This window comes from Paenibacillus eucommiae (assembly GCF_017874215.1).
In the GTDB taxonomy this organism is placed as follows: domain Bacteria; phylum Bacillota; class Bacilli; order Paenibacillales; family NBRC-103111; genus Paenibacillus_AI; species Paenibacillus_AI eucommiae.
Map to the genome: position 1 here is coordinate 81,406 of NZ_JAGGLB010000002.1, position 13,932 is coordinate 95,337.

Genomic DNA, 13,932 nt, shown 5'->3' on the forward strand with positions numbered 1-13,932 from the left:
CAGCTTCCTAGTTCCTATTAAAACAGTGCCAATTTGCGCATGGCTTCCTTGAGTTTATCAGTATTAAGCAGAAAAAATTTCTCCATCGGCGGATTGTTGCCAACAGCCGGGGCATCCGGCCCGCAAAGGCGGCTTATCGGAGCATCGAGATCAAAAAGCATCTCCTCAGCAATGATCGCTGAAACTTCCGCACCTACACCACCGGTCTTATTATCCTCATGAACGATCAGTACCTTGCCCGTCTTCGCCGCAGCTTCAAGGATGGCCTCCTCGTCCAGCGGCTGAATGGTGCGAAGGTCTAGCACGTGTGCGCTGATCCCTTCCTTAGCCAGCTCTTCCGCTGCCTGCAGCGCATAATTCACAGTGATCCCATATGAAATCACCGTAATGTCGCTTCCTTGACGCTTTACTTCCGCTTTGCCAATAGGCACGATGTAATCTTCATCAGGTACGTTCCCCGTTATCGAAAGATAGCATTTCTTATGTTCAAAATAAAGGACAGGATCAGCGTCACGAATCGCCGCCTTCATCAAACCTTTGGCATCATAGGGGTTGGATGGTGCAACGATCTTGATGCCTGGTGTACCAAAAAATACGGATTCCGGGCACTGCGAATGGTACAAAGCGCCTGAGCTGGTCGCTCCGTATGGTGCACGAATAACAATCGGACAATTCCAGTCATTATTGGAGCGATAACGGATTTTGGCCGCTTCACTGATGATTTGGTTAGTAGCAGGAAAAATAAAATCGGCAAACTGAATTTCCGCGATCGGCTTCATGCCATACATGGCCGCTCCGATAGCTACACCGACAATGGCCGATTCGGCTAGAGGAGTATCGAGCACGCGGTCTTCACCATAGAGATCACGCAGTCCCTTAGTGGCATTCAGCACTCCGCCTTTACCCACATCTTCTCCAAGCACAAACACATTATCGTCCTGCTGCATTTCCTCCTGCATCGCTGAACGAATCGCTTCTAAATAGTTGATAACAGCCATAATTTATTGTCCATCTCCTTCCGCATACACGTGCAGGAGGGTGTCCTCCGGCTTCGGATAAGGCGCTGCTTCTGCGTACTGAGTCGCTTCATGGACTTCCTTCTTGTGCTTCTCTTGAAGCTCCAGGTCCTGCTCTTCACTCCAAATGCCGCAGTCTTCTAAGTATTGCTTGTATTTTAAGATACCGTCATTCTGGCGGTTAAAAGCAACTTCTTCCTTCGTTCTGTACAGCATGTCATCATCTGAGGTGGAATGTGGTGATATGCGATACGTAACAATCTCGATCAGTGTAGGGCCTTCACCCTCGATAGCCCGGGCTCTGGCTTCCTTCATAAGACGGTATACCTCCAGCGCATCCGTTCCGTCAACTTGATAGCCTGGAAAGCCATATCCGATAGCTCTGTCCGCAATCTTGCCTGATATTTGCTTGTGCAAAGGCACGGAAATCGCATATTGATTATTCTCACAAACAAAAATAACAGGCAGCTTATGCACACCAGCAAAATTACAACCCTCGTGAAAATCCCCCTGATTACTGGAGCCTTCCCCAAAAGTAGCTATGCTTACAAATTCCTGCTTTTTCATCTTCGCTGCGAGAGCAAAGCCTACTGCATGAGGAACTTGGGTTGTTACAGGCGACGAGCCAGTAACGATGTTAAGCTTCTTATCTCCGAAGTGGCCCGGCATTTGCCGTCCGCCGCTGCTCGGATCCTCCGCTTTGGAAAAGAGGGCAAGCATAAGATCCCTCACAGTCACACCAATCGAGAGCACAAAAGCATAATCGCGATAATAAGGAAGAAAATAGTCCTTGCGGGGCTGCATGGCAAAAGCCATGCCTACCTGTCCTGCTTCCTGTCCAATACCGGAAACATGAAATGGCACCTTGCCCGCTCGCTGCAGCATAAATGCACGTTCGTCATATTTTCGCGCCAAATTCATATATGTGTACATCTGGATAGCCTGTTCATCCGACAAACCTAAGCTTTGATGCTTTGATAATTGGCCGATTGACATAGATTCCGCCTCCTTGTGGTATAATCACTCATTTTAACAGACAAACGAAAGCCCTTCATTTTTATAGAACAGCCTGTTTCCTGATTTTTTGATACCTGGTCCTAAGACTTGGCTCTACATCATTATAAACGCAATTTGCACCGAATACAATTCCTTTGTTTCGCCTAGCTGCCAATAGCCCGACCATCAACAGCCAGCATGGCTTCGCCAATCGCCTCCGATAACGTAGGGTGTGGATGGATGGTTTGTCCAACTTCCCAAGGCGTTGCATTTAGCACTTGGGCCAGAGCTGCCTCACTAATATAATCAGTTACATGCGGACCAATCATATGGACTCCCAGAATGTCGTTCGTATCCGCATCTGCCACTACTTTGACAAAGCCGTCCGACTCACCGTACACTAGCGCCTTGCCAATGGCTTTGAAGCTAAACTTGCCAACCTTAACCTTACGGCCTTGTTCCACAGCCTGTTTCTCCGTCCATCCTACATTTGCAATTTCAGGACGTGTGTATGTACACTTTGGAACCATATGGTCTTCCATCGGATGAGGTTCAAGCCCGCAGATATGCTCAACCGCTGCGATACCTTCATGACCAGCTACATGCGCAAGCTGCAGCCCTCCAATCACATCACCAATGGCATAAATATGTGACTCTGCCGTTTGCAAATGGCGATTTACCCTTATAACGCCCTTCTCAGTCTTGATATCAGTGCTTTCAAGGCCTATTCCCGTCACATTCGCTTCCCGTCCTACGGACAGCAGTATTTTATCTGCTTTAAGCTCAATAATTTCTCCCTGCTTGTCCGCTTGAATAGTTACTTGATTATCCACGATCTGCATCGTATCCGTCATAACCTTAGCACTGGTAATCAGGTTAATACGGCGCTTTTTGAAAAGACGCTCAAGCTCTCTGGATATATCCTGATCCTCCAGGCTGGCAATTCGCTGCTCAGCCTCAACGATCGTAACCTCAACACCGAAATCACTTAACATAGATGCCCATTCAACTCCGATAACACCTCCGCCTATAATCAGGATAGACTTGGGCAGCTCCTCCATGTTTAAGGCTTCCTCGCTCGTCATCACATAGTGGCCGTCAACCTCAAGTCCAGGCAAGCTCCTCGGCTTCGATCCGCTGGCAATGATCAAATTTTGCGATAAGAGCACGTCAATCTCGCCATCTGCCTTTTCTACAGAGACAGCCCCACTGCGCGGTGAAAAAATGGAAGGTCCCACAATACGGCCATTCCCATAATATACATCGACTTTATTTTTCTTCATCAGAAACTGCACACCTTGGTGCAGTTGGTCAACGATCCGCTGCTTCCGGCTCATAACTCCTGCTACATTCAATTCTATGGATGATGCCGTAATTCCGTAATCCTCACTATGCTTCATAGTCGAATACACTTCGGCGCTTCTTAATAATGCTTTACTCGGGATACATCCGCGATGCAGACAGGTTCCTCCCAGCTTGTCCTTCTCCACAACTGCAACCGTTTTCCCCAGCTGGGCAGCACGTATGGCCGCGATATACCCACCCGTTCCTCCGCCAAGTACAACGATATCATATCTGTTTTCACTCATATCCTCATTCCTCCCAAAAAGCTTCGCTATGGCTGAGCTTTTTTATTTATAGCATAGGCCCTATTGTCTCTTACTATATTACCCTTTTTTGCAAGAGTAAATATAGTCTAAATTATGAATTAGACACGAAAAGCGATTCGCGGTATGATGGATTTAATATGATCAAGCAAGGAGCTAGTATGAAATCACCCTTTTACCGCTTTGTTGCCATTCTCCTTTTAGTCATACCCGGAATCATGGCCACATATGGATTTTTGGCTATGAAAGATGCTATATTTGCGCAGTTTGCAGAAGAAAATGGGCACGTGCTTTGGGGCAAATTTTCACTCGGCTTCGTACTGTTTGGACTTGGCGTCGCCTTTATTGGCGGATGGACCTTCTTCCGGGACCGTAAACGGAACTATGTGGCTACCCGCTTTAAAGCCAAAAGAAAAAAACAGTAGAACAGGTCTCCTCTGAAGGCATGCTGGTTTGAAAGATGACTTTGACAATAAAAACCGCGACCCCGAATAAACGGTCCGCGGTTTTTATTATTCTATACACTCCTGCATCCAACTTGCTGGCATGTGTTCCACTTATGCCCTTCCCCACCTGTCGATCCAGTGAAGCACCCTGTTCCGCTCAATCAGCCTGCTAACCGAGCTTACTTCAGCAAGCACATGCAAAATGAGCAGGAGCAGGAGCACGACTAGCTCAAGCCATATGGGTGCTCCCATAATGAGCCAGCAGCCAAGTGAGAAGCCAAGCAAATTTGCGCCTGTATCCCCAAGCATATGTTTGCCTTGAATGTCTCCTGGAAATATCAGCACCACACCTATTAGAACCGGAAGCATGACAGGCAGAAGAAAGTGCAGCACCTCACTCGGAAGCCCTTTTAACCCGATAAACAAAACAATAGCAAGCAGGATATAAGCTTTTAAGGCTCTTCCCGGCCGGACATCGAGCAAATTGTAGCCATTGGTTATCAGGATAAGCAAAGCAGTTTTGATGATGAAATGCCATAAAGGAATTACGTTAAAAAAAGGGATCTGAAGCACAAACCATACAGAAACGGCTCCCACTCCAAAAACTTTAACAAGTCCCGTCGTCACAGTCCCTTCCTCGCTCCATTTTCGCCAATGCCCGCGGAATCCCTTCACAGCTTTGTAGCCCAAAATATCATCAGTCCAACCAATTATAAAAATGATTGTAATAGCTGTAGTATAGATTACATGAAACGATATTTGCTGCATAACACCCTGTATTTCAGGAACAGGAAGTCGGGCAACGACCGTGTAAAGCATCTCCTGGAATGCTGCCAGGAGCCAAATAAATACCCCCGTTCCGGTTGGAATGAAGGCTTTAAGATAATTGCTTTCCAGCCGGTTGTGAGCAACCAGAAACCGCAAGCAAACAGGGAGCAGCCATCGGCCCGCGGCGAAAAGTATAACCAGGTTCAACAACAAACCTATTTCCAGCATGCCAGCTCAGTACTCCCTCCATTTTCGGAATAGCGTTGACCCCACAGAAGCAAGCTGGTACCCGCGGTGATACAACCCCTGCCAATCCTGGCCGCTTTCGCGGTGACGGAAAGGTACATCGATTTCTGCTATACGGCAGCCTAGCCTGGCCACATCAATCGTAAGCCCGACCTCGAAGCCAAAGCCTCTAGCCAGCTTCCCCACTTGATCCAGCAGACTTGCCCTTATCGCCCTTTGTCCCGATAGCGGAGCAGACGGTTTGTAGCCACTGAGCCTGTAAATGCCCTTACTTGCCAATCTTTTGACGAACCCGAAGCCCGCGGGCTTCCAAGGAGCAGGCAGCTTCGCAATAACCATATCAGCATCCTGATTAAGAAGCGGGTTTAGCAGTAAAGGGGCATACCTGGCCGTATCCTGCAGATCGGCATCCAGAAATATGAGAAACTCACCCTTAGCCTCTGCAATACCTGTGGATAAAGCTGCCCCCTTGCCTCGCCTTTTTGTGTGTCTGATTATCCTGTCAGCCCATGGCCACGCTTCCTGGTAAGTTTGATCACCGCTTCCGTCGTCCACCACAATAATTTCATGCCGGGATATGCCTTCATGAGCAGGTATACAATGCTGCAGTGCTCTAAGGGTGTCGGATATTCTTAACTCCTCATTCCAGGCAGGTATAATGATCGTTACAAAAGGGGTCAAAGGGGTCAAGCTTGCCGCCTCCTTATTGTCTTCTACAAACGTGTCTTATAAAATAAATTCAAGCCTTTAATATCTATAAGCTTTGCCCCGATCTTCATTCGAACCAGCAGTGTGCTACCCATTCCTTTTCTGCCCTTTTCCAAAAAATCAATCATATGGGCATGTGCACCTACGGCCACAATCAGCTCACTGCGTTTCTCAAAAGCCATAAGCAGCGCAACATCCTCGCTTGTTCCCGGGCATGGCAGCAAATGCGCCTCAAGTCCCAGCTTGCTTATCCGATTCCATCCTGGTGCGTAGCCATCTTTATAAGCATGAACGACCAGCTCGCTGCCGCCAAGCAGCGCACTATCTGTTACACTATCCATATCCCCAATGATTAAATCTGGCTTATATCCAAGGTCTAATAAAGCATCGGCGCCTCCATCTACTGCAATCAGAACCGGAGAGTAGTCGCAAATATAAGCTTTTGCCGCTGCCAAATCTCGTTTATAGCAGCCCCCCCTGGATACGACCAGTACGTGCCGGCCTTCCATTTCCGTCCTTAATGGCAAGTTCGGAAACGGCTCAATAACGAAGCTCTTCTCCAGCTGTGCATGATACAAAGTATTTTCAATGAAGCTCTCCAGCATATATCCGCTGCATAGCTGAGCAAGCTGAAATTGCGTTAGCCACTCTTTTTTGGAGAAAGCTTTCAAAGGTATTATGCTGCCTTCTGTTACAGCGATGTTCTCATAAATACTTACCGTGGATTCATCCTGAAACAAAGCAAAGCAGCCCGGTTCCGCCTCCCAAATAGGTATATCATGCTGCAGCAGCAGCAGCGGACCTTGGGCAGGATAGCTTCCTGTCATCGTGGAGGCGCAGTTCAGGACCGCTTTCACTTCACGGTCAATTAGTTCCTGGGCGACAACCTCATCTAAATCCTGATGCTTCAGAACGACAATTTGATTCGGGGACAACTGGGTCAGCAGCTGTTTAGTAATGCTTCCTGTCCGCACGGTTCCTTTACAGAGCGGTGAAGACTTTGGCGATACGAGTGAGAAAGAAAAACCCTTCATAAAGGCCACCCGCTTCCGGCTTTGATGCTTTATTTTGTCCCCTTCCTTATTATTCTATGTATGAAAAAACCGATTAGGATGAAAACCCAATCGGTGTTTGTTGCATGATTCTATTGCTCCTCCATAACTTCCCACTCAATTTGCAAATTTTTATCAACCCAGGTGCGGATATTAACTTCAATGGCCCTCTCAATTTCCTCATCGCTTAAATCTCCTAGCTTTTGTTCTTTAATTTCAAGAATCTCCTCCTTAACGGTCTGTCCGCCAAAAGACAGCTGCACTTTGTATTTCATGCCTATCACCTCAAACTTTCTCTTGTCAGATGTCATATATTAGTCTTACAATATAGAAGCAGGATACAATACTGAAGGAGGAACTACCCATGTCCATGACCTCAGCCAAAAAGAAACGGAGCAAGCTGGCCCGAGAAGGCAAACGCAACCCTGAGCAGCAGCGCCTGACCTGGAACGGCCTGAACCCGGTAGCTAAGACAACGCCAACTCTTAAGGAAAGAGTGATCCGCGAAACGCGCAAGCATAAGCATAAATGGAATCCGAACCGAATTCACGGGGACGATTCCATTTCTATTTTTACAGACTTTCGTGGATCTGAATATCGTCCTCTGCCAAGCTTAGCTGCAGTGCCTGCTTCTCTTCAGGCTTGAAAGTGTACTTGCAGTCAACTCCGTTATACAGCAGTTTCCACTCCTTCACTGTTCCGTCATCTCCTGCCGTAATGCTTACAACATATAAGGAATCTGGCTCATCCTCGAACTGAATACCTATATAAATGAGCAGCTCATCGCCGTTTCGCTCCACTTCATGATAATCAATAATCACTTCATTGACACCTCCTATTGAATAACGCGGACTTTATTTATATAATATACTAATGCATGGTTGATAATAAAGATACGCTCATTCTAGCTTGTGCTTATGCTTCCAAAGAAAACTTTCTTAGAGAAAGCCAAGCAGCGCTACGAGGAAAGCTTTCTTACAGAAAGCTCTAGGAGGAATTCATATGGCTTACGATCCGCAAGTTGTAGATGCCAAGATTGTTAGTGACAACAAGAAAAACGGTTTATTCGAGGTAGTGGTCTCCTTGAAAGATCGCAATCAGTGTCGTCTGATTTTTGAAAGAGATCCGCAAACAGGTGTTGGTGCTGTCACAAATATCAATAGATTAATGAAGGAGCCTTGCCCTATTTGCCGAAAGGATTACCTTTGCGACTGTCTGGACAGCTACATGGAAGGAATTGCTGATCAATCCTTGAAGTTCATCAAGCCCTAGGTACAAGCTTCTTCATCCGAGCCTTCCCATATTTATATGGGGAGGTTTTTTTTGGCCAAATGCAGGAACCCCCTTTGACTGTTCAAATGTATGGACAGATCTTTAGTTCGGAGGAGCTTTGTATTATAATAGATGTATAGCAAGCGCTTGCAAATTATTTTGAATACTTACCACTTCGATTATCCAGGTTCTTATCCAGATGCTTAAGCAGATACTTAACCAGAGGAGGAATTCAGTATGGACGGTTCAATGGAAGCAGGGGTAGTCTTCGTGTTTACAGGCACTAGCGGCTCTGGGCGCAAGACAATTGCTCAGCAAATTTCCAAGGAATTAGGTATCACTTCCATAGTTTCCTACACCACAAGAGCCCCAAGACCGCAAGAAACTGATGGCAGCGATTATCATTTTATAGCAAGAAGTGATTTTATCGAAGCTGATATACGTGGTGAATTTTTTCAAACAGCCGAGATTGACGGAAATTTTTATGGCCTCAAACGTGAAGATATAAATGCTGCTTTAAGACAGCACGGGCATGTTTATGTTGTTGTAAACCGCTATGCGGCCAACAAATTCAAGTATGAATTCAGGGATCGGGCGGTGCGTTTATTCATTTATGCTAATAAACAAACGATCCAGGAACGGCTCGAAGCACGAAAGGTCCCCGGCCATATCATTAGCGATTACATGAATCATTACATCGAGGAAGTTTCTTATCGCAAAGATTGCGAGCATGTTTTCGAAAACCTCGATTTGCAACATACGATCGATCAAGTCAAGCAGACGATACTTGCTTACATACCTGCGCCAACAAGCTAAGTGCACTTTCAAAGAACTATCGGGGCTTTATCCTGATGGTTCTTTTTTATTTGGGTTAGTTGTTTTTTACTAAACTTAACGATGTTTTTCATCGTTAAAGTAACGATACGCAGACGACCTGGTACTTTTAGCGATGAAAAACATCGTTAAAGTACCTGGAGGGCCGCTTGGGCAGACTCTTCATCTCCAGCGCATGCGCCAGTTAGAAAAATCTCCTCCCATTCAAGAGAAAACCCTTGCTGGCTGTCCGTTTGAGCTTGGTGTTCGTGGGAGTGTAGCTAATAGAGGTAAGGGGTATGGGAGGAAGAGCGGTAGCGTCCGCATTTAAAGATTTGTTCCAACCCCTACATCCATTCCATTCAAGGGAACAAATCTTTAACAGCGGCTGGAGCCCATACCCCTTACCTCTCTCAAGCACTAGCGTCACGAACACGCTCCTCAAGGGAAGCCAAAGGCATCTTTCTCAAGATATCTTCATGCATTCTTAACTATTTTTTAAGCTTTTATTTCGTTCTTCTTTAAGATTTGGCTTTATATTAATCAAACAAGCTATTTCATATACGAGGAGAGACATAAATGAAAACAAATCTGTACGTCTTGTATGGAGGAAAATCTGCTGAACACGAAGTGTCACTGCTAACTGCACTGACCGTTATTAATATGACCGACAAAACGAAATACCAGGTTTATCCGATTTATGTAAATCCCCGCGGCGTCTGGGGAAGCATTGGCAAAGTGGAGCATCCGCTTGCCAGCACTGAGGACTTGAGATGCGACCTTGCCGATTGCAGCGTTGCAGCATCCATAGGAGAAGTTCTAACGCGTTTTTTCCGTCCGGACGAGACCAACATCGTATTCCCGGTCATTCACGGCACACACGGTGAGGACGGCACGCTGCAAGGGATGCTGGAGATGCTGAATGTGCCTTATGTAGGAAACGGAGTCCTCTCCTCTGCCGTCGGCATGGATAAGGTCATGATGCGCGACCTCTTTGCAGCCACAGAGATTCCACAGATGGACTATATCTCCTTTATACGTCATGAATGGGATGAGGATGCCCAGGCGATCCTTAACCGCATCGAACAGACTATCGGATACCCTTGCTACGTGAAACCGGCTAACTTAGGCTCAAGCGTGGGTATTAACCGCTGCACCGACCCCATAACTCTAGATGAAGCGATCAAAGAAGCTTTTCAATATGATCGTAAGTTGCTTGTAGAAAAAGAAATAACAGGCCGGGAAATCCAGCTTGCCGTTATCGGGAATGATCACCCCATTATTTCTGTAGCAGGTGAGTTTATCCGGGATCCGGGATTTTTCGATTATGCCAAAAAATACAAGAACGGTATGCTCGTACAACGTATTCCTGCTGATATTTCTTCAAACGTGTATGCCGAGATGAGTAAAATTACCCGAATCGCTTACCGCACCCTGGATGGCAGTGGGCTGATGCGTGTTGATTTCTTCGTCACAGATAACGAGGAAATTTATTTAGGAGAAGTCAACACACTTCCGGGATTTACTAAAATCAGTATGTTTCCTACGCTTTGGGAACAAACCGATGGTACTACCTATCAGCAATTAATTGAAAGGTTGATAGATTACGCCTTGAAGCGCCACAAGCAAAAGCAAAGCATTACCTACGGGAGGGACCAGGCATGATTACACGAACCTTGGGAGAAATATCTGTAATGATTGGGGCCACAGACCTGTCTGACAAGCATGCCACAATAAAGATTGAAGGGGTTTCCATCGATTCCCGCAGCGTTAAGCTGCATAATCTATATATACCAATCAAAGGTGAACGCTTTAATGGTCATGAGTTTTGCCAGGCTGCGGCGGCTAATGGTGCGGTTGCTGCACTGTGGAATAAGAGCGAACCAAATCCTCCTCAGGATATGCCACTGCTTTTCGTAGACGATACGCTAGCAGCCATTCAGCGATTAGCCCAAGCTTATCGCAGTCAATTGGACGTAAAAGTTATAGGTATTACAGGCAGCAACGGCAAAACATCGGTGAAGGACATATTGGCCGGACTGCTCGCAACTACCTTCAAAACACAAAAAACAAGCGGCAATTTAAACAACCATCTGGGTGTTCCCCTCACCCTGCTGCGTCTGCAAGAAGACACTGAAATGGCGGTTGTAGAAATGGGGATGTCAGGTTTAGGTGAAATTAACCAATTAGCAGCAATATCGCAGTTGGATGCTGCCATTATTACTAGTGTCAGTGAGGTTCATTTAGGGGATTTGCATTCGAGGGAACGCATAGCGGAAGCCAAGCTGGAAATCATTCACGGCTTAAAATCAAATGGGCTGCTCATCTATAATGGCGACAATCCCATCTTTATGGAGCAATTTAATAAGCAGTCTCCGGTGTGCAGGTCTCTATCCTTTGGATACTCGCCAGCCCATGCTCTCCATCCTCTGACCTCGTTTATGAATGAGAATGGCATTTTTTTCAGTATTTCGGATGCGGATTGTCCTGAACTGTTTTTGCCTATGTTAGGTAAACATCAAATGATCAATGCGCTTAGCGCCATAGCTGCTGCCCGTCATTTCGGAATTTCTTATGAGCAAATCAAACAAGGATTGTTACAGGTGGAAGCCACTGGTATGCGCTGTGAGCTTGTGTCAATCGGTAACTGTACCGTGATCAATGACGCATACAAGTCAAATCCTACAAGTCTGCGTGCGGCCTTGGAGGCCTTGTATGCTTGGAAAGGGAAAGGCAGCAAGCGAAAAATTGCTGTTATAGGGGACATGGTCGAATTGGGCCAAGAGGCTGAAGACCTCCATAAAGAGATTGGGGAAGAATTGGATGCAACCCAGCTTGATGCTGTTTTTACTATAGGCTCTATGGCCAAGCATATCGCCCTATCCGCCATGAGTAAATTCCCTTATGGAAAAGTCACTACCTGCATGGATAAGCAGGAAGTCATAGATCAATTAAAGCAAATCATTCAGGAGGATTGCATCATTTTGATTAAAGGCTCCAGAGGCCTGAGGCTGGAAGACATCATCACGGCGCTGCAAAAAGAGGTGGCTTTCATATGAATAAGAGTATGAACAATGATCAGAACTATTCACAAAAGCTATTTGAACCACTTACACCACTCATACCAAATGCATCAAATGTATCACATGCATCGTATACATCAAATAAATCATATTTACCAAGAACATGGGCTGAAGTTCATTTGGATCGAATCGAACATAATATTAGGGAAATTCGCAAGCGCCTCCCAGTCTCATGCTCGTTTATGGCTGCCGTCAAAGCTAACGCATACGGGCATGGGGATGTGCAGGTCGCAAGAGCAGCTCGAAATGCTGGTGCTGATGCATTGGCTGTAGGAACAATTCACGAGGCGCTTCATCTGCGAAAAAATGACATAATGCTGCCCATTCTGGTGCTCTCGGCAACTCCACCTGAAGAAGCCGATGCTGCCGCAAAGCATCATATTTCCTTAACCGTATTTCAAGCATCTTGTTTAGATAAGATGTTGAAGTACAAATCTTCCCCGGAACCGCTTCGTATTCATATCAAAATGGATACGGGCATGGGCCGGATCGGAATTCGCGAAAAAGCTGAGCTTGAAGCTATGATACCTTTATTACAAAATGATGCTATTATCGTTGAAGGCATATACACTCATTTCGCAACAGCAAATCAAGCCGATTCGGCCTACTATGAAGAACAAAGAAATCGGTTTAACGAAATGCAGCAATGGATGAGCGATGCTGGCTTCAGCAATTTGATCGTGCATTGCGCGAACAGTGCGGCAGCACTCCAATATCCACAGAATACCATGGATATGGCCAGAGTCGGAGCAGCGATCTACGGGATTCATACATGTGATGAGGATGTAAAGCGCACAATGCCTAACTTCTTACAACCCACCTTATCCTTGCATACTGAAATTATCCATGTTAAACAAATGAAGCCGGGCAGTGCTATCAGCTATGATTCAACTTATTGGACAACCGGTGATGAGTGGATTGCGACTGTCCCGCTTGGATATGCAGATGGCTGCTTCCGTGGTTTTCAAGGCTCTTATCTACTCGTAGACGGACATGAAGCCCCTATCACTGGTAAAATCTGTATGGATCAGCTCATGATCAGACTTCCCCGCTATTACCCTCTTGGCACCAAGGTGACATGGATCGGCAGACAGCGGGATAAAGAAATTACTCTTGATGATTTAGCCTCACATATCGGCAGCATTCCCCAGCAAATTCTTTCATTAATTACTGATCGTGTGCCTAGAGTATACACTTATAACGATGAGTCAGAGAGAACCTTGAATTAAAGGTTCTCTTTTTGATACAGACTTTGATTTCGCTTGATCATATAATGCCTTCTACAATAGCCTTTGGCAAGCTCAAGCTCCTTGCAGCCTTTCCAGGAACATTGCTGTTTGGCTAGCTTTTTTCTTTCATACAATGGGTCCCCTGTTCTAAGCCAACGTTGATGATGCATAGAACAGAGCTTTTTTGCTTTTACGGGTTTATAGCATCCCTCGATTGTGCATGTGTGCAGCATTGGGATTTGACAGCTCCCTTCTATTCCTGAAGCAATACTTCATTCATTTTTAAAATTCCAACAAGATTACCCTCTCTGATTCCAATCCCTAAAAAGTAAGCACCATGGATGCCCCCTACTTGCTCTGGGGGAGCTTGGATCTCTGCATAAGAAGTAACTTTACTCACATGGTCTACAATGATTCCAACCGATTCCTCTTTATGCTTAATGACTACGATTCGCGTGGATTTCGTTCCCTCTATATCAGACATGCCGAACAGATTCCGCAAGCTAACTACAGGAACCACCTTCCCACGCAAATTAATGACTCCTCGTACATAGGAATTACAATTTGGAATATCTGTGATTGGCTGGAGCCTAATGATTTCATGGATGTCTTGAATATTTATGGCATAGCTTTCTTTTCCCACAACCATTTCTATGTATAGCTCCTGCAAGAACGTGGTCACCCATTATCACATCC

Annotated in this window: 16 protein-coding genes; 7 read left to right on the forward strand and 9 right to left on the reverse strand. The window is 45.9% G+C overall.

From position 1 onward, the window contains the following. Window positions 1-17: 17 nt before the first annotated feature. The 3 genes from J2Z66_RS02800 to lpdA all read right to left on the reverse strand — a co-directional run bounded on the left by J2Z66_RS02800 (window position 18) and on the right by lpdA (window position 3,601). Window positions 18-998 carry an alpha-ketoacid dehydrogenase subunit beta gene (locus J2Z66_RS02800; protein WP_209969761.1) on the reverse strand — a complete coding sequence of 327 codons (981 nt, stop codon included), beginning with the start codon at window positions 996-998 and terminating at the stop codon, window positions 18-20. A 3-nt stretch (window positions 999-1,001) separates the two neighbouring features. After that, complete coding sequence (locus tag J2Z66_RS02805; protein ID WP_209969763.1) at window positions 1,002-2,012, reverse strand: thiamine pyrophosphate-dependent dehydrogenase E1 component subunit alpha; 1,011 nt, start codon at window positions 2,010-2,012, stop codon at window positions 1,002-1,004. A gap of 164 nt (window positions 2,013-2,176) precedes the next feature. Continuing rightward, window positions 2,177-3,601 (reverse strand): dihydrolipoyl dehydrogenase, encoded by a 1,425-nt coding sequence (gene lpdA / locus J2Z66_RS02810; RefSeq protein WP_209969765.1) that lies wholly within the window; start codon window positions 3,599-3,601, stop codon window positions 2,177-2,179. Between the two features lie 179 nt (window positions 3,602-3,780). On the opposite strand from lpdA, the gene J2Z66_RS02815 reads away from it, so the two are divergent. Then, the gene (locus J2Z66_RS02815; protein ID WP_209969767.1) at window positions 3,781-4,044 is read left to right on the forward strand and encodes a DUF2627 domain-containing protein; all 264 of its coding nucleotides are present in this window, start codon (window positions 3,781-3,783) and stop codon (window positions 4,042-4,044) included. 132 nt (window positions 4,045-4,176) lie between these two features. Here the strand turns inward: J2Z66_RS02815 and J2Z66_RS02820 are convergent, their stop codons facing one another. The 4 genes from J2Z66_RS02820 to J2Z66_RS02835 form a co-directional block, all read right to left on the reverse strand. Beyond that, window positions 4,177-5,061, reverse strand: a complete 885-nt coding sequence (locus tag J2Z66_RS02820) for a hypothetical protein (RefSeq protein WP_209969768.1) — start codon at window positions 5,059-5,061, stop codon at window positions 4,177-4,179. A 6-nt stretch (window positions 5,062-5,067) separates the two neighbouring features. Beyond that, window positions 5,068-5,769: a glycosyltransferase family 2 protein gene (locus tag J2Z66_RS02825; protein ID WP_245375242.1), complete on the reverse strand. Its 702-nt coding sequence runs from the start codon at window positions 5,767-5,769 to the stop codon at window positions 5,068-5,070. Window positions 5,770-5,792: 23 nt separating this feature from the next. Further along, entirely contained in the window at window positions 5,793-6,821 is a 1,029-nt protein-coding gene (gene steA, locus J2Z66_RS02830; protein WP_209969770.1) for a putative cytokinetic ring protein SteA, read from the reverse strand. Window positions 6,822-6,931: 110 nt separating this feature from the next. Then, window positions 6,932-7,114 (reverse strand): hypothetical protein, encoded by a 183-nt coding sequence (locus tag J2Z66_RS02835; protein ID WP_209969771.1) that lies wholly within the window; start codon window positions 7,112-7,114, stop codon window positions 6,932-6,934. Window positions 7,115-7,203: 89 nt separating this feature from the next. Between J2Z66_RS02835 and brfA the strand changes: the two genes are divergently transcribed. Continuing rightward, window positions 7,204-7,485, forward strand: coding sequence for a ribosome rescue factor BrfA (gene brfA, locus J2Z66_RS02840; RefSeq protein ID WP_209969773.1), 282 nt, complete (start codon window positions 7,204-7,206; stop codon window positions 7,483-7,485). Here brfA and J2Z66_RS02845 read toward each other — a convergent pair. Further along, the gene (locus tag J2Z66_RS02845; RefSeq protein ID WP_209969775.1) at window positions 7,412-7,660 is read right to left on the reverse strand and encodes a hypothetical protein; all 249 of its coding nucleotides are present in this window, start codon (window positions 7,658-7,660) and stop codon (window positions 7,412-7,414) included. The two genes, brfA and J2Z66_RS02845, sit on opposite strands and share 74 nt — an antisense overlap. Window positions 7,661-7,841: 181 nt before the next feature. On the opposite strand from J2Z66_RS02845, the gene J2Z66_RS02850 reads away from it, so the two are divergent. The 5 genes from J2Z66_RS02850 to alr all read left to right on the forward strand — a co-directional run bounded on the left by J2Z66_RS02850 (window position 7,842) and on the right by alr (window position 13,236). Then, on the forward strand, window positions 7,842-8,111 hold the full coding sequence (locus J2Z66_RS02850) for a hypothetical protein (RefSeq protein ID WP_209969776.1): 270 nt from the start codon (window positions 7,842-7,844) through the stop codon (window positions 8,109-8,111). A 237-nt stretch (window positions 8,112-8,348) separates the two neighbouring features. Next, complete coding sequence (locus J2Z66_RS02855; RefSeq protein ID WP_209969778.1) at window positions 8,349-8,927, forward strand: guanylate kinase; 579 nt, start codon at window positions 8,349-8,351, stop codon at window positions 8,925-8,927. 576 nt (window positions 8,928-9,503) lie between these two features. After that, window positions 9,504-10,589, forward strand: coding sequence for a D-alanine--D-alanine ligase (locus J2Z66_RS02860; RefSeq protein ID WP_209969779.1), 1,086 nt, complete (start codon window positions 9,504-9,506; stop codon window positions 10,587-10,589). After that, window positions 10,586-11,983, forward strand: coding sequence for a UDP-N-acetylmuramoyl-tripeptide--D-alanyl-D-alanine ligase (locus J2Z66_RS02865; RefSeq protein WP_209969781.1), 1,398 nt, complete (start codon window positions 10,586-10,588; stop codon window positions 11,981-11,983). The genes J2Z66_RS02860 and J2Z66_RS02865 overlap by 4 nt, the downstream gene beginning before the upstream one ends. Beyond that, on the forward strand, window positions 11,980-13,236 hold the full coding sequence (alr, locus tag J2Z66_RS02870) for an alanine racemase (protein WP_245375243.1): 1,257 nt from the start codon (window positions 11,980-11,982) through the stop codon (window positions 13,234-13,236). Before J2Z66_RS02865 ends, alr begins: the two co-directional genes overlap by 4 nt. 253 nt (window positions 13,237-13,489) lie before the next feature. Here alr and J2Z66_RS02875 read toward each other — a convergent pair whose 3' ends face one another. Beyond that, a complete protein-coding gene (locus tag J2Z66_RS02875) occupies window positions 13,490-13,885 on the reverse strand; it encodes a chemotaxis protein CheW (RefSeq protein ID WP_209969783.1) in 396 nt (131 codons plus the stop codon). Between the last annotated feature and the right edge of the window lie 47 nt (window positions 13,886-13,932).